The sequence below is a fragment of the Lachnospira sp. genome, from assembly GCF_016290755.1.
Taxonomy (GTDB): Bacteria; Bacillota; Clostridia; order Lachnospirales; family Lachnospiraceae; genus Lachnospira; species Lachnospira multipara.
The window spans coordinates 23717-46737 of sequence record NZ_JAEEVD010000011.1 but is presented as its reverse complement, the minus strand read 5'-3'; the positions used below and the strand labels follow the sequence as shown (position 1 = coordinate 46737).

Genomic DNA, 23021 nt, shown 5'->3' with positions numbered 1-23021 from the left:
TCCAATTTATTCCAAGTGGAATAAGGAGTTATTGATTGCAAGCATTTTTATTTTTATTTAGAGATACATTTTCAAAGACTATAAACTAATCTTCTTATCTAATAAATATGCGGTACCCCAGATCATAAAAAACATAGAAATCAAAGATATAATAATCTGTGGTAAAATAGAGAATAAGTATTCTCCAATATTTTCAGGGCTTGAGTTAAGCTTTGGCAGGTGGTTTATAATAACTGCATATACAATGACAAATGCAATAAAGAGTGCAACTGAAAGAAATCCTCTAGCTTTGCTATTTGAAAGAATTGTAGCTGATATTGTTATTGATAAATATCCCATTACAACATAAGTTAAGAATACAATTACAACACTAATAATTGTAAATACAATTGATAGAATAAATGTTGAAAGATTTGTATCTAAACTTACTAGAACAATGTCTAAAATATCTAGTGCTGAAAAATTTGCTGTATCAAAAAGACTAGCATATAGTTTAATATCCCAAAATCCAATAGCTGCGAATACAAGAGCAACAACAAAAGCTGTTAAAATTGCATGTATAAGCTTTGAAAGAATAATTGAAATTGTTGAATTTGGTGTCATGAAAATAAGATATATAGTCTTATTTTTAAGCTCCTTACTATAAGAACTAATGGCAAGGGCAAATACAATAAAGTAAGAAATAGCAGTAGCAAATACTAAAAGTACAATTGCTAATTCGAGTCCGCTATAGTCTACATTGCTATAACAAATTAAAAAATAACCTTCTAAAAAAGCTAATGCTAAAAAGAAAATCAAAAGTGGTGCTATATTTTTTCTAATTTCATATTTTAATAATTTAAACATGTCATCCTCCTTAAGCATAGATTCTCTTGTACTGATCTACAAGATTTAATCCAGTCTGATTACGTAATTCTTCAATAGAACCAGCAGATACGATGTTCCCCTGCTTAATGAAAATAGCGTGAGTTGAAACTGCTTCAAGCTCATCAACTAAGTGAGAAGAAACAATCATGATTCTTCCTGGACCTGAGTTGGCTGCAATAGTTGCTACCATACGTTCTCTAGAAATAATATCAATGCCGTTTAGAGGTTCATCAAGCATCATAAGACCAGAGCTTCGTGAAAGTGAAACAGCAATTTTTAATTTTGCTAACATACCTGTAGACATTTTATAAGCTTTTAAATTATCAGGAAGCTGCATATCATTTAAGAATGAATAGAACTTATCCTTATTAAAATCAGCAAAGAAATCGCTAAAGTAATTGCTGATATCCTTTGGTGTCATATATGAATAGAAATAACTTTCTGTTGGCATATATGAAATGTCTGACTTAGCTTCACAAGAAAGTGGCTGTCCCTTATAAAAAATTTGTCCGCTGTCGGGCTTTACAAGACCCGCAATCATTTTCATAAATGTAGATTTACCACTACCATTAGGACCAAGTAAGGCATATACATTTCCAGCTTCAAGGGAAATACACTGATTGAATGCGGCTGTAATATTTGAGTATTGTTTGTTAATGTTTTGCAATACTAGCATATGTTCCTCCTTTTGGAAAACATCCGGCTTTGTCATTAGTTTATAGCCTATATATAGTTTGATGTTTTCAAATGTAAAAAAATTATATCATAATATTTATATAATTTATAGTAGTTTTTTATTCTTGTTGACTTTTGCTTTTGGTGATAAGATTTAGACATATAAAAACATTTTATAAAGGATTATTGTGAGGTAAAATATGTATATAATAGCAGGTTTAGGAAACCCAGGAAAAGAATATGAAAAAACAAGACATAATGCAGGTTTTGCAGTTATAGATGAGTTAGCAAGTAAGCATAATATTGACATTGATAATTCAAAGTTTAAGGGCATGCTTGGTAAAGGTGTAATTAACGGTGAGAAGGTAGTACTTGTAAAACCTCTTACTTATATGAATAATTCCGGCGAATGCATAAGAGCGGTAATGGATTATTACAAGGCTGATATTGAGGATTTCATTGTGGTTTTTGATGATATTAGTTTAGATGTAGGCAAATTAAGAATTCGACCTAAGGGAAGTGCTGGCGGTCACAACGGAATTAAGAGTATCATCGCTCATTTAGGTTCAGACGGCTTTAAGAGGGTTAAGTTTGGTGTAGGCAACAAGCCTTCTGGCTGGGACCTTGCAGATTGGGTACTTGGTAGATTTAACAAAGAAGATGAAAAGACTTTAGAAGATGCAAAGAAGAGAGCTTGCGAGGCTATTGAAACAATTATGGCGGAAGGTACTGAATTTGCCATGAACAAGTTTAATTAGTAGATAGTTAAACAGGCTAGGTTAAAAGGAGAAACTTATGGATACATTTTACGATCCAATACGTAAGCTAGAAGGCATTAAGGAATTAAATACAGTTCTAGATGGCAAAGGCGGAAAACTTGTATCTATATCAGGCTGCATAGATACGCAAAAGGTGCATTTAGCCTCTGCAATTGCTAGCGATTATAATTTCCTACTTATTGTAAGCTCTGACGAAGTGAAGGCTAGAAAGATAGCTGAGGATGCGGCATTTTTTAATGAAAATGTATCGTATTATCCAGCTAAGGATGCGATTTTTTACAATGCAGACATTTCCGGAAAGCAAATTGTAGGACAGAGAATTGAAGTTATAAATAAGATTATCAATGAGGACAAGTTAACTATTGTTACCACAATTGATGCACTTTCAGATACTTTAATTCCAATTGAAAAATACATTGATAATACTTTAGTTTTTAAGACAGATGACGTCTTAGATTTAGATAAGATTAAGTCAAAACTTGTGGCTATAGGTTATGAGAGAATGCCTATGGTTGAGGGAAGAGGCCAGTTTTCTATACGTGGTGGTATTATTGACATTTTCCCATTCACCAGTGAGACTCCAGTAAGAATTGAGCTTTGGGATGATGAGATTGATTCTATTAGATACTTTGATGTAGACAGTCAGCGCTCTATTGAGAAAGTAAAGGAAATAAGAGTATTTCCGGCGACGGAATACATTTTCACAGAAGAGGAAATTGAAGAAGGATTAGAACTTATTGAAAAGGAAGCTAAAGCACAGTTACAGGTCTTTAATATTGAAAAAAAGAGACGTAGTAAGGAAGATATTGATGCAGGTAATGCCATTAGAAAACTTGTGGCAGATGCTAAAAGAACCGGGGATTATTCTAGGTTTATTAAGGCTTTCTCAAGTGAAACTGTGGGCTTTGCAGACTATTTGCCAAAGGGTAAAACTTTAATCGTTCTTGATGAATTACATAGATTAAAGGAAAAGTCTGATTTAGTAAGCTATGAGTATGAGGAAAGCATGAAGCACAGACTTTCTTGTGGTATGGTGCTTCCTTGTCAGACTAGTTTGATTCGTCCTATGGATGAAATTATGGCAGGACTTAAGGACTTTAAAAAGCTGACACTGTCTGCTCTTGACTATACTTATAAATTGAATAAAATCGACTTTTCAATGAATCTAGAAACAAGAACTATTAGTTCTTATAATAATAGTTTTGAGATGCTTGCCAATGATCTTGCCAAGTATAAGAAGAATAAATACAGCGTGGTTTTGGTTTCTAGTTCAAGGACTAGAGCTAAGAGAATCGTGGATGATTTAGCAGGTCTTGAGATTGAGAGTTATTATAGTGATGATTTTACAAAGCCTATAAAGCAGGGCACTATTATGGTGACTTATGGTAGTTTACATGCGGGCTTTGAATATCCTTTACTAAAGTTTGTATGTATATCTGAGAGTGACATTTTCACAGATAGGGAAAAGAAGAGACTTAAGCGTAAGAAGGAGGCCAAGAAAAATGGTAACTCTATCGCTAGCTTTAACGACTTAAACGTAGGGGATTACGTGGTTCACGAGACTCACGGTCTTGGTATCTATAAGGGTATTGAAAAGATTGTGGTTAATGACGTGGAGAAGGATTACGTAAAGATTGCCTATGATGGTAATAGTAATTTATTCCTTCTTGCCACTCAGTTAGATAGATTGCAAAAATATGCCGCGGCAGACGTAGAGAAAAAGCCTAAGCTTAATAAACTTAACTCTGTGGAATGGTCAAAGACTAAGAGTAAGGTTAAGTCTGCGGTTGAAGAGGTGGCAAAGGATTTAGTTGAGCTTTATGCCACACGTTCAAAGATTAAGGGCTACGAGTTTACAGCGGATACTGTTTGGCAGCAGGAATTTGAGGAAATGTTCCCATACGAGGAGACTCTAGATCAGTTAAATGCCATTGATGATACTAAAAAGGACATGGAAAGTCCTAGAGTTATGGATAGACTGATTTGCGGGGATGTAGGTTATGGTAAGACAGAAGTTGCTATTAGAGCGGCCTTTAAGGCAGTTCAGGATAGCAAGCAGGTGGCTTATCTTGTGCCAACTACCGTGCTTTGTAATCAGCATTTTAACAACTTCAAGGAAAGACTAAAGGACTTCCCAGTTACAGTGGAGCAGTTATCAAGCTTTAAGACCTCCGCTCAAAATAAGGAGACGGTGGCTAAGCTAAAGAAGGGCACTGTAGACATTGTAATAGGAACTCACAGACTTCTTTCAAAGGATGTGGAGTTTAAGGATTTAGGCCTACTTATTATTGATGAGGAACAGCGCTTTGGCGTAACTCATAAGGAAAAGATAAAAAAGCTTAAGGAAAATATTGACGTACTTACACTTTCAGCAACTCCAATTCCTAGAACTCTTCACATGAGTTTAGTGGGAATTAGAGATATGAGCGTTTTAGAGGAGCCACCGGTGGATAGAATTCCTATTCAGACTTTCGTTACAGAGCATAACGATGAGATGATTCGAGAGGCTATTAATCGTGAGCTTGCAAGAGATGGTCAGGTTTTCTATGTATATAACAAGGTTAAGGGCATTGAGGATATGGCGGCTCACGTGGAGTCCCTTGTTCCTGATGCAAATGTAGCAATAGCTCATGGTCAGATGGACAAACGCCAGCTTGAGCGAATCATGACAGACTTTATTAATCATGAAATTGATGTACTGGTATGTACAACAATTATTGAGACAGGTATGGATATTTCTAACTGTAACACAATGATTATTGAGGATGCAGATAACTTCGGTCTATCTACTCTTTATCAGTTAAGAGGTAGAGTTGGTCGAAGCAACAGAACTGCCTTTGCCTTCCTTTTGTATAAAAGAGACAGAATGATTTCTGAAATTGCAGAGAAGAGATTGTCGGCAATCAAGGAATTTGCAGGCTTTGGTAGCGGCTTTAAGATTGCCATGAAGGATCTAGAAATTAGAGGTGCGGGTTCGGTACTTGGCCGAAGCCAGCATGGACACATGGCAGCAGTAGGTTACGACCTTTATTGTAAAATGTTAAATCAGGCCGTTAATAAGCTTAAGGGTATTAAAAATGAATACGATTTCGAGACAACAATCGACTTAGACGTAGATGCCTTTATTCCTTCTACTTATATTAGAAGTGAGTATCAAAAGCTTGATGCCTATAAGCGAATTGCAAACATCGAAACTATGGAAGAGCTAAATGATATGGAAGATGAATTAGTAGATAGATATGGAGAGCTCCCAGCGGCAGCCCATAATCTAACTATGATTGCTCTTATTAAAGCCAAGGCTCACAAGATTGGCTTTATTGAAATTAAGGGTGGCCTTCACAATGCCATAGGCGAAAGCGGCAATTCTCAGTGGTTTACTAACATGTCCATTTCACCAAAATCAGAAATTGATGTGGAAGCCCTTGATGAATTTTTAGCTAGATTTGGCGGGGCTCTAGCCTTTAGTGTTAGGGATGCTAACTTTAGATGGAAGGTTACAAAAAGAAAGTTTGGCAATGCCAGGGAATATCTAAATGGACTTAATAGCTTAATGGATGATTTCTTGGAAAATGTTGTAAAAAAATAGACTTAAAGAGTGGATTTAATTACACTTATGAATTAAAAGTGCGGAGGATTTATGGGAAAAGTTAAAGACTTTTTGAAGAAAAAAGACATCGAAATATCTGTAAAAAGATACGGTGTAGATGCCTTAGGAGCCATGGCCCAAGGTCTCTTTTGTTCCCTTTTAATAGGAACAATACTTAATGCCATTGGAACACAGTTTTCCATTGGCTTATTAACAAAGACAATAGCAACTATTAGTGGAACTGATTATACAATCGGTGGTTTAGCATCAGCTATGAGTGGTCCAGCTATGGCACTTGCAATAGGTTATGCCCTAAAGTGTCCTCCACTTGTGCTTTTCTCTATGGTATCAGTAGGCTTTGCTGCCAATGCCCTAGGTGGAGCTGGGGGTCCTTTAGCAGTATATTTTATATCTATTATTGCTGCTGAGGCAGGAAAGTTAGTATCAAAGGAAACAAAGATAGATATTCTTGTAACACCGATTGTTACTGTAGTTGTGGGAATTATTGTCTCAAGTCTAATTGCGCCACCAATAGGTAAGGCAGCTCTTTGGCTTGGAAATATTATTATGTGGGCTACGGATTTGCAGCCATTCCTAATGGGAATTGTGGTGTCCGTCTTTATGGGCATTTTCCTAACCCTTCCAGTATCTTCTGCTGCAATCTGTGCGGCTCTTGGCTTAGTTGGTCTTGCAGGTGGTGCAGCAGTGGCAGGATGTTGTGCTCAGATGGTAGGCTTTGCGGTTATTTCCTTTAGAGAAAATAGATGGGGTGGTCTAGTTTCACAAGGTATTGGAACATCTATGCTTCAGATGGGAAATATTGTAAAGAATCCTAAAATCTGGCTTGCGCCAATTCTTGCATCAGCTATTACAGGACCTATTGCAACTTGCATCTTCCATTTAGAGATGAATGGTGCAGCAATTTCTTCAGGTATGGGAACTTGTGGAATGGTAGGTCCTCTAGGAGTTTATACTGGTTGGCTATCTGATATTACTAAGGGCTTAAAGACTTCGATTACAGCCTTTGATTGGATTGGTTTAGTACTAATTTGCATAGTTTTACCAGCAGTATTTGCCTTGATTTTTGACCTAATTATTAGAAAAATTGGTTGGGTTAAAGAGGGCGATATGAAGCTTGAAGTATAGAAAATTCAATAAATCTTAAAAGTGGTAAGGTATAAAACTTTACCACTTTTTTTTCACAAATTAGGTTGACATAAAGAATAAAAATGATTATAATTCAGTTTAGTACTTTAAAGCGTAACGCTTTAAAGCGAATAAAGAAAATGCAAAAAAGTTTGTAGACAATATAAGTAACAACACAAAATTAGGATATGTAGTAAATGTGAGATGTGATGCATTTTCATAAGGATTCTTATTAGGAGGAAAGTGAAATGTTGGAACAAAAAGGTGATTTAACGTCGTTTAGACCAGACATTAAAGTAGTTGACTGTACATTACGTGATGGAGGACTCGTTAATAATTTTGAGTTCTCAGATGACTTCGTCCGTGATTTATATAAGACAAATGTAGCAGCTGGAATAGATTATATGGAATTTGGTTATAAGGCTTCTAAAGAGGTTTTTGATCCAAAGGACTTCGGTAAGTGGAAGTTTTGTAATGAAGAAGATATTCGCGCTATTGTTGGCGAGAATAATACAGATCTTAAGATCGCAGTTATGGCAGATGTAGGTAGAACTGATCTTAATGATATCCCACCAAAGTCAGAGAGCGTGGTTGATCTCATAAGAGTCGCTACTTATATCTACCAGATACCAGCAGCTATTGAGATGATTGAGGACTTTGCTAAGAAGGGTTATGAAGTAACTGTAAACATTATGGCTATTTCAACAGCTTCTGAGACAGAACTTGATTTAGCTCTTGAACTTTTAGGTAAGAGCTCAGCTAATGTAATTTACTTAGTTGATAGCTACGGTTCATTATTCCCAGAGCAGATGTGCAGATTAGCTGAGAAGTACTTAGCAGTTGGGGAAAAGTACAACAAGGCAATTGGTATTCATGCTCACAATAATCAGCAGCTTGCTTTTGCTAACACTATTCAGACAGCAAGCATCGGTATTAGCTACTTAGATGCAACTGTTAATGGTATGGGAAGAGGCGCTGGTAACTGCTGTACAGAATTATTACTTGGATTCCTTAGAAATCCTAAGTATAAGATTGCTAATATTTTCAAATTTATTGAGACACACATGGTTCCACTTAAAAAGAGTGGTGTTACATGGGGCTCTGATATTCAATATATTATTACAGGACAGGCCAATCAGCATCCTAGAGCAGCTATTGCTTTTACAGCTGAGAAGAGAACTGATTACTCTAAGTTTTATACAGAGGTAACAGCCTACGAATAAGATATTTTCACTATTTCATACTTTATATAACCAAACAAAAAAGACTGCATATTGCAGTCTTTTTTGCTTTAAAACTTTTTATTTATCTGCGTTTTGTGTATAATTATTAAAAATATATAGAGGAAACTAGTTTTATGGAAAGAAAAAAATTATATATTGGAATTTGTGATGATGAGGATTATTTTATACAACAAATAAAGTTTGCTATAGATAGTTATTTAGAAGAAAAATATGATAATTATGAATGCCTATTAATGCACAGCGGAGAAGAATTGTTAGAATATAAAGGGGAAACTATTGATTTATTATTCTTAGATATACAGCTTTCTGGTATGAATGGTATAGAAATAATGAATAAAGTTTTACATAGTAATAAAGTATGGCGAATTGTTTTTGTATCTTCTTATGAGGAAGAAGTTTGGAATAGTTTTAGTATGAAGACTTTAGGCTTTTGTAGAAAACCGATTGTAGAAGAGGAAATTGCAAAGTATATAAAAATAGTTTTGTCAGAGCTTAGGAAAGATTTTCTGATTAAGTTCAAAGAAAATGATGATTCCACATATGTAAAACTTAGTGAGCTTTATTATATAGAGGCTGAAGGAAGTTATATAAAATTATTTACGGCAAAAGGTAGTTTTATAATATCTGGTAAGATTGGAGATTGGGAAAAGAAATTATTAGATTACCATATTTGTAGAATACATAAATCTTACATGGTCAATCTAATGTATGCTAAGGTTGAAGGAAACGTAGTAATCGTGAGCCCTATAAATGAAAAACTTACTATTGGCAGATTATATAAGAAAAAATTTAAGGAATCTTATGAAGATTTTATACTAGAAAGTATGAGGCTTAGACATGATATTTAATGGAAATTTTTTTGAGATGATTATTAATATAATGGCTTTCGTTTTAGCATTTATGTTTGTTTTGACAAGTTTTCGCAATATTAGAAGAAAAAACAAAATACTCACTAAAGAAAAAGAAGAATATAATTATCTTTTAAAAAAGCAAGAAGAGTATTTGAATCTGGTTATAAAGAGAGATGAAGATGTTAGAAAATTTAGACATGATTTAAATGCTCACCTTATTATTCTAGAAGATTTATTGAATAAAAAAGACATAGAAGAAGCAAATAACTATATAAATAAAATCAAGAATAATACAAGTATGGAATCTAAGGGTAAGACATCTAACTCAGTTATAAATGCTATAATAAATGATTTTACTAACCGCCTAGACGAGGATAAAATAGAATTTAAATTAGATTTTAATATAGATATTATTAATCATGAGAAAAATTTTGATATAGCTATTTGCATTTATAATCTATTATTAAATGCTATTGAGGCTTGCGAAAAATTGGACGTAAATAATAGAAAAATAATTATTTCGATGGAACAAATAGATAGTAAGTTTTATTTTAAACAAAAAAATTCTTGCGGAATTACTCATAACATAGAAAAAGTGACTAAACTAAAAACAAGTAAAAATGATAAAAAAAGACATGGATATGGATTGAAAAATGTAGAAGAAATTGTAAAAAAGTATAATGGTAAAATTAGCTATTCGGTTAAAGAAAAGTATTTTTATACAGAGTTATTATTATAGAGCCTGAGTTTATCAGGCTCTTTTTTATTGATAGTACATCTAATTAGGTTGTTTGTGATAAATATATGTCGTTTATGAAAAATTTTTAAGGGGAAAGTTTTGGCGTGTTATATTTTTCTATGTCAATGAAGACAATATATATGAAATGAGATTGAAGATGACTATTTTTATGATTTACTTTAATGCTAAGGAGGACATATGGACACAGTTTTAGAAGTTTCTAACCTATCAAAAAAATATAATGATTTCTGCTTGGATAAGGTATCTTTTAAAATAAAAAAAGGACATATAGTGGGGTTTATAGGAACTAATGGTTCAGGAAAATCTACTACAATTAAGTCAATCTTATCTTTGATAAAAAGCGACAATGATAAAATAGAATTTTTTGGAAAAAAATTATCAAAAGATACAAAGAATAGATTGGCAGTAGTATTAGATGATGGATATTTTTATGAAACATTGAAATTAGAAGAAATGAAAAAAATAGTTGCTGCATCTTATAGTAATTGGGATGAAGATAAGTATAAAAAACTAATTTTAAAGTTTAAACTTAATAATAATCAGAAATTAAAAACCTTATCTAAGGGAATGAAGATGAAATTTTCTATTGCCTTAGCTCTAGCCCATAATGCGGAATTAATAATAATGGACGAACCAACAAGTGGACTAGATCCATTGGCTAGAGCACAGTTAATGGAATTTCTAAAAGAAATAGTTGCTAAAGAAAAATGTAGTATATTTTTTTCAACGCACATAATTAGTGATTTAGAGAAAGTGGCAGATGATATAATATTTATTAATAATGGCAAGATTATATTTGAAGATACAAAGAAGAATATAGAAGAAAAATATAGAAAAATACTTAAAAATGAAAATGCTGGTATTGAGGATATTATGCTTTATCAAGTAAAGGGAGAATGGAATGAAGATTAAGAATATATTTTTATTGACTAGAAAAAATTATATGTTAATTCGCAAGTATATTTATATTTCGGCAGTTATTGCATTTTTAGCACCAGGTATTTTAATAGCTAAAACAGAGATTCCAACAGAATTTAAAGATTTTTTTGGAAGTGCGATTTTTTTGATTGTTGAAAATGTTATAGTGCTTTTTTTAGCTAATTCTTTGGCATTGATTGAAGAAAATTCTAGTAAAGGATTGGCATATTTATGTACAACACCTTATAGTCGCAAAGAAATTGTTGTATCAAGTTATTTCTTTGATTACATAGTATATTTTAGTTATTGCCTAATATATGGCTTATCTAGCTTATTGTTTAAAAGTAATTTGATTAAATTAGATTGGAATCTGTTTGTAATGGGCTTGATTAGTGCTGTTTTAATTAGAGCGGTCCTTATTCCAATCAGTTTTAAATTTGGATACGATAAGGCTAAATATATAATAACTGTTTTAATAATTGTTATTCCTTTTATTGCTTCATATTTGCCTAACGTTATTGATGTAAGAAATTTTAATCTAATGAGTTTATTTAACATGTCGATTAAAATGAGTTTACTTGCAATAGCTTCACTGCTTATAGCTGAATTATTATCTATAAATGTTAGCTTTTATATATTTGATAATAAAGAATTTTAGGAGTAAGAGATTTATGAGGTTTATTATATTTATTTTGGCGTTTTTATGCGTTTTACTAATATCGTATTATATTAGAAACAGTAAAAAGAAATAAGAGATTAAACATGAAATGAGGTGACCACAAAAGTTAAATTTTAAATTTAATTTTTGTGAGTCACCTCATTTACTATAAATTTTATATAGGAATGAAAGTAAGCAAATGTTAACTTATAACCTGGATAAATTTAATTTGTCAAAGCTTCTTTTTGTATCCATTTGCCGTTTAGGAATCTAATTCCAAAGAATAGGGAACGGCAGCCCCAGTCAATAAACATACCAATCCATACACCAAGTACGCCAAAGCCAAGGATTAGTCCGAAAATGTAACTACTACCGACTCTGAATATCCACATTGATAGGATGCTTACAATCATGGTGTAATGCACATCACCTGCGGCTCTAAGGGCATTTGGCATTGTAAATGATAATGGCCAGATAAATAGAGATGTAATATTAAAGGCTCTAAGTACCACAGTGGCAATATCCACAGCCTCAGGAGATAAGTTAAACCAAGTTGGAATGTAATGACCTAAGAAGAAGAGGGTGATATTACAAATCCAATCTCCAATGTAAGCCCAAAGAAGTATCTTTTTAACATAGTGCTTGGCTTCATCTTTTCTACCAGCACCAATACACTGACCGACTACTGTAATAAGGGCGAGTCCCATGGAACTTGCTGGGATATTAGCAAAGTCGATTATGGTGTAACTAACTGAGTTAGCAGCAATTGCTGCCTGTCCAAGGGTTGTAACCATGCGGACAACCATAAGCTTACCAATCTGGAACATTCCATTTTCAATACCAGATGGAATACCTATAAAGAGAATCTTCTTAATAAGTGAGAAGTTTGGAAGGTAGTCAGCAAGCTTATTAAGTCTAATTGGTGACTTCTCTCGCATAATGAAGTAGCTCATAATGGCACTACCAACAACTCTACTTAAAAGAGTAGATAGGGCAACACCAAAGACACCCCATTTAAAGCTTAGAACAAATATAGCATTACCGACAATGTTTACAATGTTCATAACTAAGCTTATGTATAAACTAATCTTTGAATTTCCTACACTTCTAAATATGGCAGCTCCGGCGTTGTAAATACCAAGGAAAGGATAGGAAATAGCTGTAACTGTAAAGTAAAGAACCGCAAAGTTCATAATAGCAGCTTCAGTATTACCAAAGATTCCTGATAAAACCGGTCTTGCAAATATAACGGAAATTCCCATCATAATTAGGGCAAATACAAGAAGTACTGTTTCTAGCTGACCTGCAGCCTTCTTTGTTCGCTTCTCATTACCTGCACCAATATATTGGCTACAAATTACGGCACCACCTGTTGCAAGGGCAGCCATAATCTGAATAATAAGTCGGTTAATATTATCTACTAATGCGACACCAGCAACCGCAGCTTCACCTGCCTGTGAAACCATGAGCTGATCCACAAAACCAACTGTTAAAGAAAGAACTTGTTCACCCATTAAAGGGATAATAAGTTTCTTTAAGTCCTTATTGGAAAATATCATAAAAAACTCCGATCTAAAAAATTTACATGAAACGAATTGTATTGTAGACCTAAGTCAAATTTAAAGCAATAAAGAAAATTTTTTTCTTTCCTTGATATTACAGATTTTATAGAAATGAAAATGTAGACTTATAATCTAGGTAAATAAAAAGATGACAGTAAAACTACTGTCATCTCTTTGATATTATTTAAGAATAGGATTTTAGCAAATTGTATGAATCCAACCCTCAGGAGCTTCAATTGTTCCCTGCTGAATTCCAAGTAATGTCTCATATAACTTCTTAGTTACAGGACCCATTTCCTCCATACCGCTTGGGAAGCAGATTTCCTTGCCGTGATCGTTAATCTTACCAACTGGTGAGATAACTGCAGCAGTACCGCAAAGACCACATTCAGCAAAGTCCTTAACTTCTTCAAATGGTACAACTCTTTCTTCAACCTCTAAACCTAAGATTTCTCTAGCAACATATACAAGTGAACGTCTAGTGATTGAAGGTAAGATACTATCTGACTTAGGTGTAACCACCTTTCCGTCCTTAGTTACGAATAAGAAGTTTGCACCACCTGTTTCCTCAACGTTAGTTCTAGTTGCTGCGTCAAGGTACATATTTTCAGCAAAACCTTCTTCGTGAGCTTTAACGATAGGGTAAAGGCTCATGGCGTAGTTAAGACCAGCCTTGATATTTCCTGTTCCGTGAGGAGCTGCTCTATCAAAATCAGAAACCTTAATAACGATAGGCTTAGCGCCACCCTTAAAGTAAGGTCCTACTGGAGTTGCAAACATTCTAAACTGGTATTCATCTGCTGGCTTAACGCCGATAACAGGATTTGTACCAAACATATATGGTCTAATGTAGAGAGTTGCGCCTGAACCGTAAGGTGGAACCCATTCCTTGTTTGCAAGAACGAGCTTATCAAGTGCCTCTAAGAATCTACCCTCTGGTAATGTAGGCATTTCAAGTCTCTCACATGAATCATTTAATCTACTAGCATTGAGGTCAGGTCTAAATGTAACGATGTGACCATCCTTAGTTGTATAAGCCTTAAGACCCTCAAAACATGTCTGAGCATACTGTAATACGCCAGCACATTCGCTTAAAACAACCTTATCATCATCTGTGATGCATCCTTCGTCCCATGCTCCATTTTTAAAATTAGTTACATATCTTGCATCTGTCTTCATGTAACCAAAACCAATATTGGCCCAATCAATATCTTTTTTCTCTGCCATAAAAAGTACTTCCTTTCCCAAATATAGACACAATAAGTAAAATAATCTATGTGTTTTATGATATTTTAACTCTTATAAATAACTTATGTCAATATAAATGTCATACAACTTACAAAACTTGTCATACAACTCAAAGAACTCAGTTAATATCTGTAAGGAAAATGTGTAGCTATACATTAAAAAAGAAAATAGAGGAAACTCTCTCTTAATATTTTACAGTTTTTCTGTCTAACTTTGTATACTGTATATATGAAAAATATTAGAAACTAAAGTGGATTTTAAAAAATAGTTTGTGTTATAATAAGTTTAGTTAGAAGGGGTTTTGTGGTAGGCAGTGGTCTAGCATAAAAAACATCCGTGATGGATAAAATTTGGGGCAATAAGAATTGAGGTGTTTTAAGTGGCAGAGATGATGACTACAGAACGTTTACTTAAGGCTGATGTTTCTTTAGAAGAGAGCAAGCAGATTGAGCGTGTTCTTAGAAGAAATAACATTTCATATTTTGAGAAGTGGAATTTACATGGTGGTCTTCTCAAATTTATGAATAACAGTAAATCAAGTAAATGTGATATCTACATTCATGTAGATTCATACGACAAAGCTAAAGCAGTTTTAGGAGAGTAAGCTTTTAGTGTGGGACGGGTAATGTATCCGCAGGGTCGATAGGACTCTAAATACAATCTAATTAGGGAGCTTTGAAAAAATCAGACAAGGCATCTAAAGATCTCGGGATTATATTAGTAGAAATTACTAGTATAATCCCTTTTTTCACTTGAATATTCGTATATAATAGAGTAATATTTTTATTAGAAGAGTTATAGAAAAATATTTACTAGTAGTTTTTAGGGATGGAAACTATCTAGGCATACTAAAAATAACGTGGCACAATAGTAAAGCTTACGCTTTTGAAGCGGGGGATTGCTTACACTGCGTTCAATAACTATGGGGAAATTATTTAGTTGTTGGAAGACTGCAGCTTTTGCAGCAGAAAAAGAGGTAGAGGATGTTAAAAAGAAAGAAAAATGTGGAGATTGATTTAATCGAGCTCTCAAAGGAAGAAATTCTTGAGAATGAGAAGAAAATTTGGGGTTATTCTCCGGAGTGGAGAAAAAGAGATGTGGCAGCAGATGAGGATTTTATAGCTAAAAAGAATGCTAAGGAAGCTAAGGAAATCAAGGAGGAGACTCCTAAGGATTTATCTAAGCTTGAGGACTTATCGAGTCAGAGTAAAGATGTCAAAAGCCTTCAGCCTAATGACAAGGTTGAGATTATTGAAATCGAGGATTTAGATCCAAGGGATTTAAATGCCAAGGATTATAACTTAAATGAAGAAATTAAAGAAGAGATTAAAGAAGAGATTAAAGAAGAGCAGGATATTCTTGTAGATGATGATTCTGAAGAAGATTTGACGGATAATTTTTTTGATGACATAAAAAGTAAAAAGAAGTCTGAAAAAAATTTACCTGATAAGAAAAAACTTGGGGCAAAGAAAATCTTTGGAAGGATTGCTCTTTGTATTCTAACGGCTGTGATTATCATTGTTCTAGCCCTTTTAGGTCTAGTACTTATAATTGAGCATGGCCCATCGAAGGCAGCCAGAAACCTTTTTGTAAATTCTGTACTTGAAACTAGTGCAGGAAAGTTTCTAGCTACAACTTTTGTTTCAGCAGAAGTAATTGATGAAATTCAGTCACAAAATTCCATCGAACTAACAGATGAGGTTACAGACTCATCTTTAATAAATGTGACTTCTGAAAATGTAGACACAGAAAACACAGGCACTACAACTGACGAAGATGGTATCGAATTAGTTGAAATTAATGGTGGCTCTTATAATGGTTATCTTTTAAAGATAAAGGATCCTTCAAGAGTTATGGTAGGAACTTGTGGTACATTTGGCGGCTACGGCTTACACGTAGATGCAATTGTTGAAAGATACGGGGCAGTCGCAGGTGTAAACGGCGGTGGCTTTGAAGATACTAATGGTATGGGAAATGGCGGCACACCAATAGGTCTTGTTATTTCAAATGGGGAATTATTAGCTGGTGAACTTGATAAAACTTACGATATTGCAGGCTTTGATAGTAACAATGTCTTAGTTGTAGGTAGTATGACAGGTCAGCAGGCAATTGATAGAGGAATTAGAGATTGCTGTTGTTACGGCCCAACTTTAATAGTAAATGGCGTGGCAACAACAGTTTATGGAACAGGTAGTGGAATCAATCCAAGAACCGCAATAGGCCAGTGCGCCGATGGAACGGTTTTGCTACTTGTAATTGATGGTAGACAGATTAACAGTATTGGTGCTACATTTGCAGATATCATTGACGTAATGTTAGAATACGGCGCTGTAAATGCTTATAACCTTGATGGCGGTAGCTCAACAACTCTTTACTATAATGGAGAATATGTAAATAGTACTGCACCGCTTACAGGCTCAAGACTTATACCAACAGCAATTATTGTTAAGTAGAATTTGGGGAGGAAAATTATGAAGAAGGGAGTCTTCTGGAAGGTCTATGGAATCGTAGTTACTTGCTCGCTTGTTTTAATTCTAGCCGGCTTAGGAGTTCTATGGTTTTACTTAGACAATTATGAGAAGTCTAGACCAGAGTATAAGGTCGAGGAGATAGTTGAAAAATTGAATAAATCGGACATCGACGACTTACTAACATATTTAGACATTCAGGTTACTGAGTTTGAAAATATGGACTCTGTTAAGGAGTATTTAAAGTCCGAGCTTAGTGGAGAGTGGAGCTACACTAAGAATAGAAATGACAGTACAGATGAGGAGCCTTGTTACATTTTAATAAAGGATGGAGACAAGGTGGGCAGCCTTAGCCTAAATAAGGATGGCAAGCAGGGAATTTTTAAAATGTCAAACTATAGCCTAGCAAGTTTTAATACGGAGCTTAATAAAACAAGAACTGTAACAATTAAGGCGCCAAACAATGCTGCAGTTTTTGTTAATGGCATTGAATTATCTGATGATTACGTAAGCTCTAATGATGAAGAAGTTGTGGATTTAGAGTATGTTGTAGATTATATTGAGACACCTACTTATAAGAGCTATAAGCTTGATAACATCTATGGTGATTTAGATGTGAAGGTTGTTGGTGTTAGTGGAAATGAATTGTCAGTAGAGGCAACGGAAACAGAGGATGAGAAAATCGTTGCCTATGAGTATTCTTTTGATTGTAGTGAGGATTTTATAAATTCTGTAGATCAAAGAGTGCGTGATTATATTTACGAATATGTAGACTATGTAATTAATACAAAGCAGGTGAGCAAAGTTCAGAATTATACGCTTTCTGCTAGTAATGCTAGAAAACTTTTTTCAAATTCTGCTGTGGCTATTGCTTGGAATGGTACACCTAAGAGTATTGATTATGGCGAGATTGAAACAAGCAATTATCAGCAGTACACAGAGGATTGCTTTAGCGTGGAGGCCAGTGTAACAGCTTCTGTTGTGACAAATAGCGGGGATGTAAGGGAGTATCCTACAACCTTGAAGATTATTTGGGTGAAGAAGAGTGGAAGTTGGTATGTAGTGGACTTTAAGTTGGGGCGTTGAAGTGGTGGAATGTGAAGGGGGGATGAAATCCCTTCTTTGTTGGGGTCCGAGGGGGCCCCTTTTTTAATGCAGTGTTTTGGGGGAGGGGAGAGCGCGCCCTCAGAAAACACGCTTTCGCTCAGAGCGCCTAGTAACAGTACTTCGCTTCTTAAAAGGGGCTTCCCCCCCTTTTAAGGAGCGAGTGCTGACTGGCGCTCAATGGTTTTCTTCGGGGCCTCTCCCCCTCCCCCCTATGCGGTTATAAATGGGCCCCCAGGGGAGCGTAACGATTAAGGGATTTCATCCCCCGATTCACATTCCCCCGCCGAGGCCCCCTCGGCGGGCACCCCCTCCGGCAGTGTATGACTACCGGGGGAGGGGAGAGACGGACGCCAAATGCGCGATGCTGTTTGGCTGGGGAGTATTTCCGGGAGGGTGCGTTGGGAGAGAGGGACGCCAAATGCACTTTGCTGTTTGGCTGGGGAGCGATGCCGGAAGTGGTGGAGAGGGACGCCAAATGCGCTTTGCTGTTTGGCTGGGGAGTATTTCCGGAAGTGTTGGAGGAGGGACGCCAAATGCGCTTTGCTGTTTGGCTGGGGAGCGATGCCGGAAGTGTTGGAGGGACGGACGCCAAATGCACTTCGTTGTTTGGCTGTGTATCGCGCCCCGGACGCAAATGCGCTGCGCTGTTTGCTGTTTTTTGTTTTTGAAGAAAATGGACATATTGCATTTTGCAAATTTGCATAAAAAATACCGACTTCATCTTTAGAGTTTTCTCAATCTAGAGTTTCTTCTAATTATGATAGTCGGTATTTTTTATTCTTAAATTTCTTATTACTTTTTCTTTTATCCAAAATCTTTCTTTAAGCTTCTTTTTCTTCTTCGCTTAATGACTGCATATACTGATGCATTGATTCTGCTACGACTTTTGAATGTGCTACGGCTTCTACTACTGTTCTTGCGCCGTTTACAACGTCGCCGGATGCAAAGATTCCAGGTCTACTTGTGTGGCCTGTTTCGTCTGCATCGAGTAAGCCTCTTGCTGTTGCATTTAAGCCTTTTGTTGTATTAACAATGGTATTCTGTGGGCCTTGGCTGATGGATACGATGATGCTGTCTGCATCATAGAACTTATCAGTGCCTTCAATATCTGTTAATGTGCCATCTTCTGCTTCTTCTACTTCTCTTAAAATGATGCCGTCGTCTTTGATTTCAACTGGCTTTAGGTTGTAGAGGAATTTTACGCCTTCTAGCTGTGCGTATGAGAATTCATACTGGCTAGCTGCAACTTCCTTAGTGATTGATACACAAGTAAGGTCTTGTACACCTTTACGGATGGCTGTTCTAGCCACATCCATAGCTGCATTTCCGGCACCGATTACGATTACCTTCTTGCCTAGCTTATAGCTATCTGGGTTGTTTAGGTAGTTGATACCAAAGTGTACATTTCCAAAGGTCTCACCTTTAATATGAAGTGAGTTTGGCTGCCATACGCCAGTTCCGATGAATATTGCCTTGTAGCCATCGCGGAATAAATCGTCGATGCCAATAGCTCCACCGATTCTTGTGTTTGGTCTTACCTGAATGCCTTTTAATTCTAGGTGACGGTATTCAAGGTCATCGATTACTGACTTTGGAAGTCTGAATTCTGGGATGCCGTAACGTAGTACGCCACCGATCTTATCTTTGCCTTCAAAAATAGTTACTTTATAACCGTATCTTGCTAAAATAATAGCAATTGTAATACCTGCAGGACCTGAACCTATGATTGCAACTCTCATGCCATTTGATGGCTTTGGGCCGGCAACCATTTTGTTTGCGTATGTTGTTGAAATGTAATTTTCTATTGTTGAGAAATGTACAGGTGCACCTTTTCTACCTAGAACGCAGTGTCCTTCACATTGTTTTTCATGATTACAAACCAAGCTACATACAGTTGTTAAAGGATTGTTCTCGAAAAGCATTTTTCCAGCTTCGTCTAACTTGTTTTCCTTTAAAAGTCTAATGGCAGTTGGGATGTCTGTGTGAATTGGACAACCTTTCTGACACTGTGGTACTTTACACTGCAAGCAACGGTTAGCTTCATCCATTACGTGTAATGCCATAACTTCTCCCTCTTTCTGCGCTTTCTCGCGCTTGTCTTTCTTATGTTAAAAATCATATCATTTTTTATTAAATTAGAAAAGAGAAATACAATAAATTAAAATATTAACAATCTTTTCTTTCAAATTGTTATGAAAAGATGTAAAATGTAACTATGAATAATGACACGTGAAAAATGCCAAATTTTAAATTTTGGGGTGATTTTTAATGGATAAACAAATTATTATATGCATTGGCAGACAGTATGGTTCTGGCGGTCATGAAATCGGGGAGAAGTTATCAAGGAGGCTTGGTATTTCATTTTTAGATAGGAAAATGTTAGACAAGCTGGTAACTAGCATAAAAGTGGACAAAAACGCCGCCGACAAGTATAAAAGGAAGAGACTTTTTACTAGGGAGTCGGATATTGTTATGGATAGCGTTGGGGCTGTGGTAAATGAACTGCAGTTTGACTATATTACAGAGATGGCAGACAGCGGGGTTAGCTTTGTAATTGTAGGCAGACTAGGTGATCAGGTGCTAAAGGGCCGTGAAAATGTGATTACCATTTTCATAACAGGTGACAAGCATGCAAGAATTGAAAGAATTATGTCAAAATATAAGGTGGACTTAGAGACGGCTAAGGAAAAGATAAGCAGGCATGATAGCAATAGAAAGAGATTTCACAACAGTCAGCTGCGCAACAGCTGGGGAAATGCTAAGCGTTATGACCTTTGTCTAAACAGCTCAAAGCTAGGTATAGATAAGAGTGTGGATTACATTATAGACTATCTAATGCTAAGATATGGCAGATCAAAATTCTAAGAGTTTAGAATTAAGGAAGCTTCTACCCTTTACTTAATTTCTTAAAATTTATATAATGGTAGGAGACTAAAAGAGAAAAATATTTAATAAGAGGTAAAAAAATGAGATTAGATAAGTATTTAAAAGTATCTAGATTAATAAAGAGACGAACAGTAGCAAATGACGCTTGCGATGCAGGTCGAGTTACAATAAATGGAAAAGTTGCCAAGGCTTCTTATGATGTTAAGGTAGGCGATATTATTGACATCCAGTTTGGTAATAAGAACGTTAAAGCTAGGGTTACAGACGTAAAGGATGTAGTCAAGAAAGAAGAAGCTAAGGAAATGTTTGAGTATTTATAGATTGGGTTTGAAAAAATAGGAGAAATTATGGTTAGGGAATCAAGGAGAGAAAAGGAAAGAAGAAGAAAGCGCCAGCGTTGGTCTACAAAATTAGCACTTGGAGCAGCTGTGGCGGTTCTTGCAATGTTTGCTTTACTACTTATAAATAATCAAATGAATTTAAATGCCAAGAACAGAGAACTTGAATCACAAATCAATGAGGTTCAATCACAGGTGGATGAAGAAACTCAGAGAGCCAGTGACTTAGAGGACTATCAAGAATACATTCAATCAAAGAAATTTGTAGAGGAGATTGCAAAGAATAAGTTTGGATTAATCTGTCCAGATGAAATTATTTTTAAGGCCGATGAATAATAGAGTTAAGAGAGTATATGATTTTATAAATGAGAATAATATGCTAGAGAGCGCCAACTTGATAGTGGGACTATCAGGGGGCGCTGATTCTATTTGCTTAATTTCTATTCTAGATAGCTTTATTAAAGATAATAATCTAGACATTCATTTGCTGGCGGTCCATGTAAATCATGGGATTCGAGAAAATGCCACAAGGGACGAAAATTTTGTAAGAGATTTTTGTAAAAATAAGACAATCGATTTAGTGGTAAAAAGAATTGATTGCATCGGAATTGCAAAGGAATTAGGCCTTACAGTGGAAGAGGCAGGCAGATTAAAGCGTTATGAAATCTTTGAAGAGCTTGCAAAAGAACTAGATGAAAAGATTGGGGCGACCACTAAAACAACTACTAAAACAGCAGCTAAAATAGCTAGTAAATTAGAAAACTTCAATAAGCCTACAAGAATCGCTGTTGCCCATCACCAAAACGATCAGGCAGAGACTATTCTTATGAACATGGCAAGGGGCACAAATCTTAAGGGCCTTAGGGGCATTAAGCCTGTAAGGGACAGAATTATTAGACCGCTTCTTTGCCTTAAAAGGTCGGAGATTGAGGAATATATAAGAGAGAATTCTCTTTCCTATGTAGTGGATGAGACGAATTTTAACAATGACTACACTAGGAATTCTATAAGAAATGTTATAATCCCAAGTTTTGAAAAAAATGTAAATAGTAATTTTGTAGAGAACCTCTCTAATATGGCTAGCCGTATGCAGTTAATGGAGGATTTTATTGAAAATGTCACAAGTGATGCATTTTCAAAAGCAGTCTTAGTAGAGGGCGAGGTCTATAAGATAAATTTAAAAGAGTTAGCTTGCCTTGATAGATTTATTGCAAATGAGCTTATATATAGGGTTTTATCTTTGGCAGCAGCTGCTAAAAAAGACATATATGAGATAAATGTAAAAGACGTTTATAAATTAGTGAGCTTAGAAACTGGTAAGGAAGTAAGCCTTCCCTACGGTCTTGTGGCAAGAAAAGGCTATGATTATATTTTTGTAGAAAAAAGACATACAGTAAATATAGAAGAAAGTCAGAATATAAATATAGAAGATAATCCGGAAAAATTAAAACTAGAAATCGATTTGGAAGCTTTGAAAAAAACGGACATGGAAAATGAGCTTTTAATTGAAAGGGATTTTGATGCATTTTACAAAGGAAAAATTATTAAGATAAGGGGCCTTAGATTAAGACTAGTTGATAATAAAATTTCAATAAAAGACTATAACAGTGACTATGCTAAATGTTTTGATTATGATAAAATTAAGTCAACAATAGTAATACGCTATAGAGAAGCAGGAGACTTTCTTGTGGTGGATGAACTTGGACATTCTCATAAGTTAAAGAATGAGTTAATTAATAGAAAGATTGATAGGGATTTTAGAAAATCTTGTCTATTAGTTTGTCAGGATAATGAGTGTTTATGGGCATTTGGCGTAAGAAGATCCGAATCTGCATTAGTTAGTGACACAACAAAAAAGGTTCTTATAGTCGAATTTCTATTGTAATTTTTATTGAACAGAACTTCACTACTTTAAAGTTGTAATAAGT

20 protein-coding genes are annotated in these 23021 nt (G+C 35.2%); 15 read left to right on the top strand and 5 right to left on the bottom strand.

The features are described 5' to 3' along the window. Positions 1 to 78: 78 nt before the first annotated feature. Both QVA17_RS04685 and QVA17_RS04680 read right to left on the bottom strand, forming a co-directional pair. Complete coding sequence (locus tag QVA17_RS04685) at positions 79 to 846, bottom strand: hypothetical protein (RefSeq protein ID WP_287386794.1); 768 nt, start codon at positions 844 to 846, stop codon at positions 79 to 81. A gap of 10 nt (positions 847 to 856) precedes the next feature. Further along, positions 857 to 1543: an ABC transporter ATP-binding protein gene (locus tag QVA17_RS04680; RefSeq protein WP_287386792.1), complete on the bottom strand. Its 687-nt coding sequence runs from the start codon at positions 1541 to 1543 to the stop codon at positions 857 to 859. A 199-nt stretch (positions 1544 to 1742) separates the two neighbouring features. On the opposite strand from QVA17_RS04680, the gene pth reads away from it, so the two are divergent. The 8 genes from pth (at position 1743) to QVA17_RS04640 (ending at position 11484) form a co-directional block, all read left to right on the top strand. Continuing rightward, positions 1743 to 2300, top strand: a complete 558-nt coding sequence (pth, locus tag QVA17_RS04675) for an aminoacyl-tRNA hydrolase (protein ID WP_027430970.1) — start codon at positions 1743 to 1745, stop codon at positions 2298 to 2300. A gap of 37 nt (positions 2301 to 2337) precedes the next feature. Further along, positions 2338 to 5907 (top strand): transcription-repair coupling factor, encoded by a 3570-nt coding sequence (gene mfd, locus QVA17_RS04670; RefSeq protein ID WP_287386790.1) that lies wholly within the window; start codon positions 2338 to 2340, stop codon positions 5905 to 5907. A gap of 51 nt (positions 5908 to 5958) precedes the next feature. Next, positions 5959 to 7053, top strand: coding sequence for a PTS transporter subunit IIC (locus QVA17_RS04665; RefSeq protein ID WP_287386788.1), 1095 nt, complete (start codon positions 5959 to 5961; stop codon positions 7051 to 7053). Positions 7054 to 7301: 248 nt separating this feature from the next. Next, complete coding sequence (locus tag QVA17_RS04660) at positions 7302 to 8276, top strand: aldolase catalytic domain-containing protein (RefSeq protein WP_287386787.1); 975 nt, start codon at positions 7302 to 7304, stop codon at positions 8274 to 8276. Positions 8277 to 8410: 134 nt separating this feature from the next. Then, the gene (locus QVA17_RS04655) at positions 8411 to 9145 is read left to right on the top strand and encodes a LytR/AlgR family response regulator transcription factor (protein WP_287386785.1); all 735 of its coding nucleotides are present in this window, start codon (positions 8411 to 8413) and stop codon (positions 9143 to 9145) included. After that, on the top strand, positions 9135 to 9887 hold the full coding sequence (locus QVA17_RS04650; RefSeq protein WP_287386783.1) for a sensor histidine kinase: 753 nt from the start codon (positions 9135 to 9137) through the stop codon (positions 9885 to 9887). The genes QVA17_RS04655 and QVA17_RS04650 overlap by 11 nt, the downstream gene beginning before the upstream one ends. A gap of 198 nt (positions 9888 to 10085) precedes the next feature. Beyond that, positions 10086 to 10820: an ABC transporter ATP-binding protein gene (locus tag QVA17_RS04645; RefSeq protein WP_287386781.1), complete on the top strand. Its 735-nt coding sequence runs from the start codon at positions 10086 to 10088 to the stop codon at positions 10818 to 10820. Further along, the gene (locus QVA17_RS04640) at positions 10810 to 11484 is read left to right on the top strand and encodes an ABC-2 transporter permease (RefSeq protein WP_287386780.1); all 675 of its coding nucleotides are present in this window, start codon (positions 10810 to 10812) and stop codon (positions 11482 to 11484) included. Before QVA17_RS04645 ends, QVA17_RS04640 begins: the two co-directional genes overlap by 11 nt. Before the next feature lie 224 nt (positions 11485 to 11708). Here the strand turns inward: QVA17_RS04640 and QVA17_RS04635 are convergent, their stop codons facing one another. Both QVA17_RS04635 and QVA17_RS04630 read right to left on the bottom strand, forming a co-directional pair. Further along, on the bottom strand, positions 11709 to 13043 hold the full coding sequence (locus tag QVA17_RS04635; RefSeq protein ID WP_287386778.1) for an MATE family efflux transporter: 1335 nt from the start codon (positions 13041 to 13043) through the stop codon (positions 11709 to 11711). 201 nt (positions 13044 to 13244) lie between these two features. After that, positions 13245 to 14273 (bottom strand): branched-chain amino acid aminotransferase, encoded by a 1029-nt coding sequence (locus tag QVA17_RS04630; RefSeq protein WP_034245584.1) that lies wholly within the window; start codon positions 14271 to 14273, stop codon positions 13245 to 13247. A gap of 400 nt (positions 14274 to 14673) precedes the next feature. Here QVA17_RS04630 and QVA17_RS04625 point away from each other — a divergent pair, with 400 nt between their 5' ends. The 3 genes from QVA17_RS04625 (at position 14674) to QVA17_RS04615 (ending at position 17848) form a co-directional block, all read left to right on the top strand. Then, on the top strand, positions 14674 to 14898 hold the full coding sequence (locus tag QVA17_RS04625; protein WP_287386775.1) for a hypothetical protein: 225 nt from the start codon (positions 14674 to 14676) through the stop codon (positions 14896 to 14898). Positions 14899 to 15277: 379 nt separating this feature from the next. Next, entirely contained in the window at positions 15278 to 16747 is a 1470-nt protein-coding gene (locus tag QVA17_RS04620; RefSeq protein WP_287386774.1) for a phosphodiester glycosidase family protein, read from the top strand. A gap of 18 nt (positions 16748 to 16765) precedes the next feature. Continuing rightward, positions 16766 to 17848: a hypothetical protein gene (locus tag QVA17_RS04615; RefSeq protein WP_287386773.1), complete on the top strand. Its 1083-nt coding sequence runs from the start codon at positions 16766 to 16768 to the stop codon at positions 17846 to 17848. An 842-nt stretch (positions 17849 to 18690) separates the two neighbouring features. Here the strand turns inward: QVA17_RS04615 and QVA17_RS04610 are convergent. After that, on the bottom strand, positions 18691 to 19932 hold the full coding sequence (locus tag QVA17_RS04610; RefSeq protein ID WP_027430957.1) for an NAD(P)-dependent oxidoreductase: 1242 nt from the start codon (positions 19930 to 19932) through the stop codon (positions 18691 to 18693). A 205-nt stretch (positions 19933 to 20137) separates the two neighbouring features. On the opposite strand from QVA17_RS04610, the gene QVA17_RS04605 reads away from it, so the two are divergent. The 4 genes from QVA17_RS04605 (at position 20138) to tilS (ending at position 22978) form a co-directional block, all read left to right on the top strand. Continuing rightward, positions 20138 to 20734, top strand: a complete 597-nt coding sequence (locus QVA17_RS04605) for a cytidylate kinase-like family protein (RefSeq protein ID WP_287386772.1) — start codon at positions 20138 to 20140, stop codon at positions 20732 to 20734. A 101-nt stretch (positions 20735 to 20835) separates the two neighbouring features. Further along, on the top strand, positions 20836 to 21075 hold the full coding sequence (locus QVA17_RS04600) for an RNA-binding S4 domain-containing protein (RefSeq protein ID WP_027430955.1): 240 nt from the start codon (positions 20836 to 20838) through the stop codon (positions 21073 to 21075). Positions 21076 to 21102: 27 nt separating this feature from the next. Continuing rightward, positions 21103 to 21429 carry a septum formation initiator family protein gene (locus QVA17_RS04595; protein ID WP_103952301.1) on the top strand — a complete coding sequence of 109 codons (327 nt, stop codon included), beginning with the start codon at positions 21103 to 21105 and terminating at the stop codon, positions 21427 to 21429. Then, positions 21401 to 22978, top strand: coding sequence for a tRNA lysidine(34) synthetase TilS (tilS, locus tag QVA17_RS04590; protein ID WP_287386770.1), 1578 nt, complete (start codon positions 21401 to 21403; stop codon positions 22976 to 22978). The genes QVA17_RS04595 and tilS overlap by 29 nt, the downstream gene beginning before the upstream one ends. Positions 22979 to 23021 lie beyond the last annotated feature (43 nt).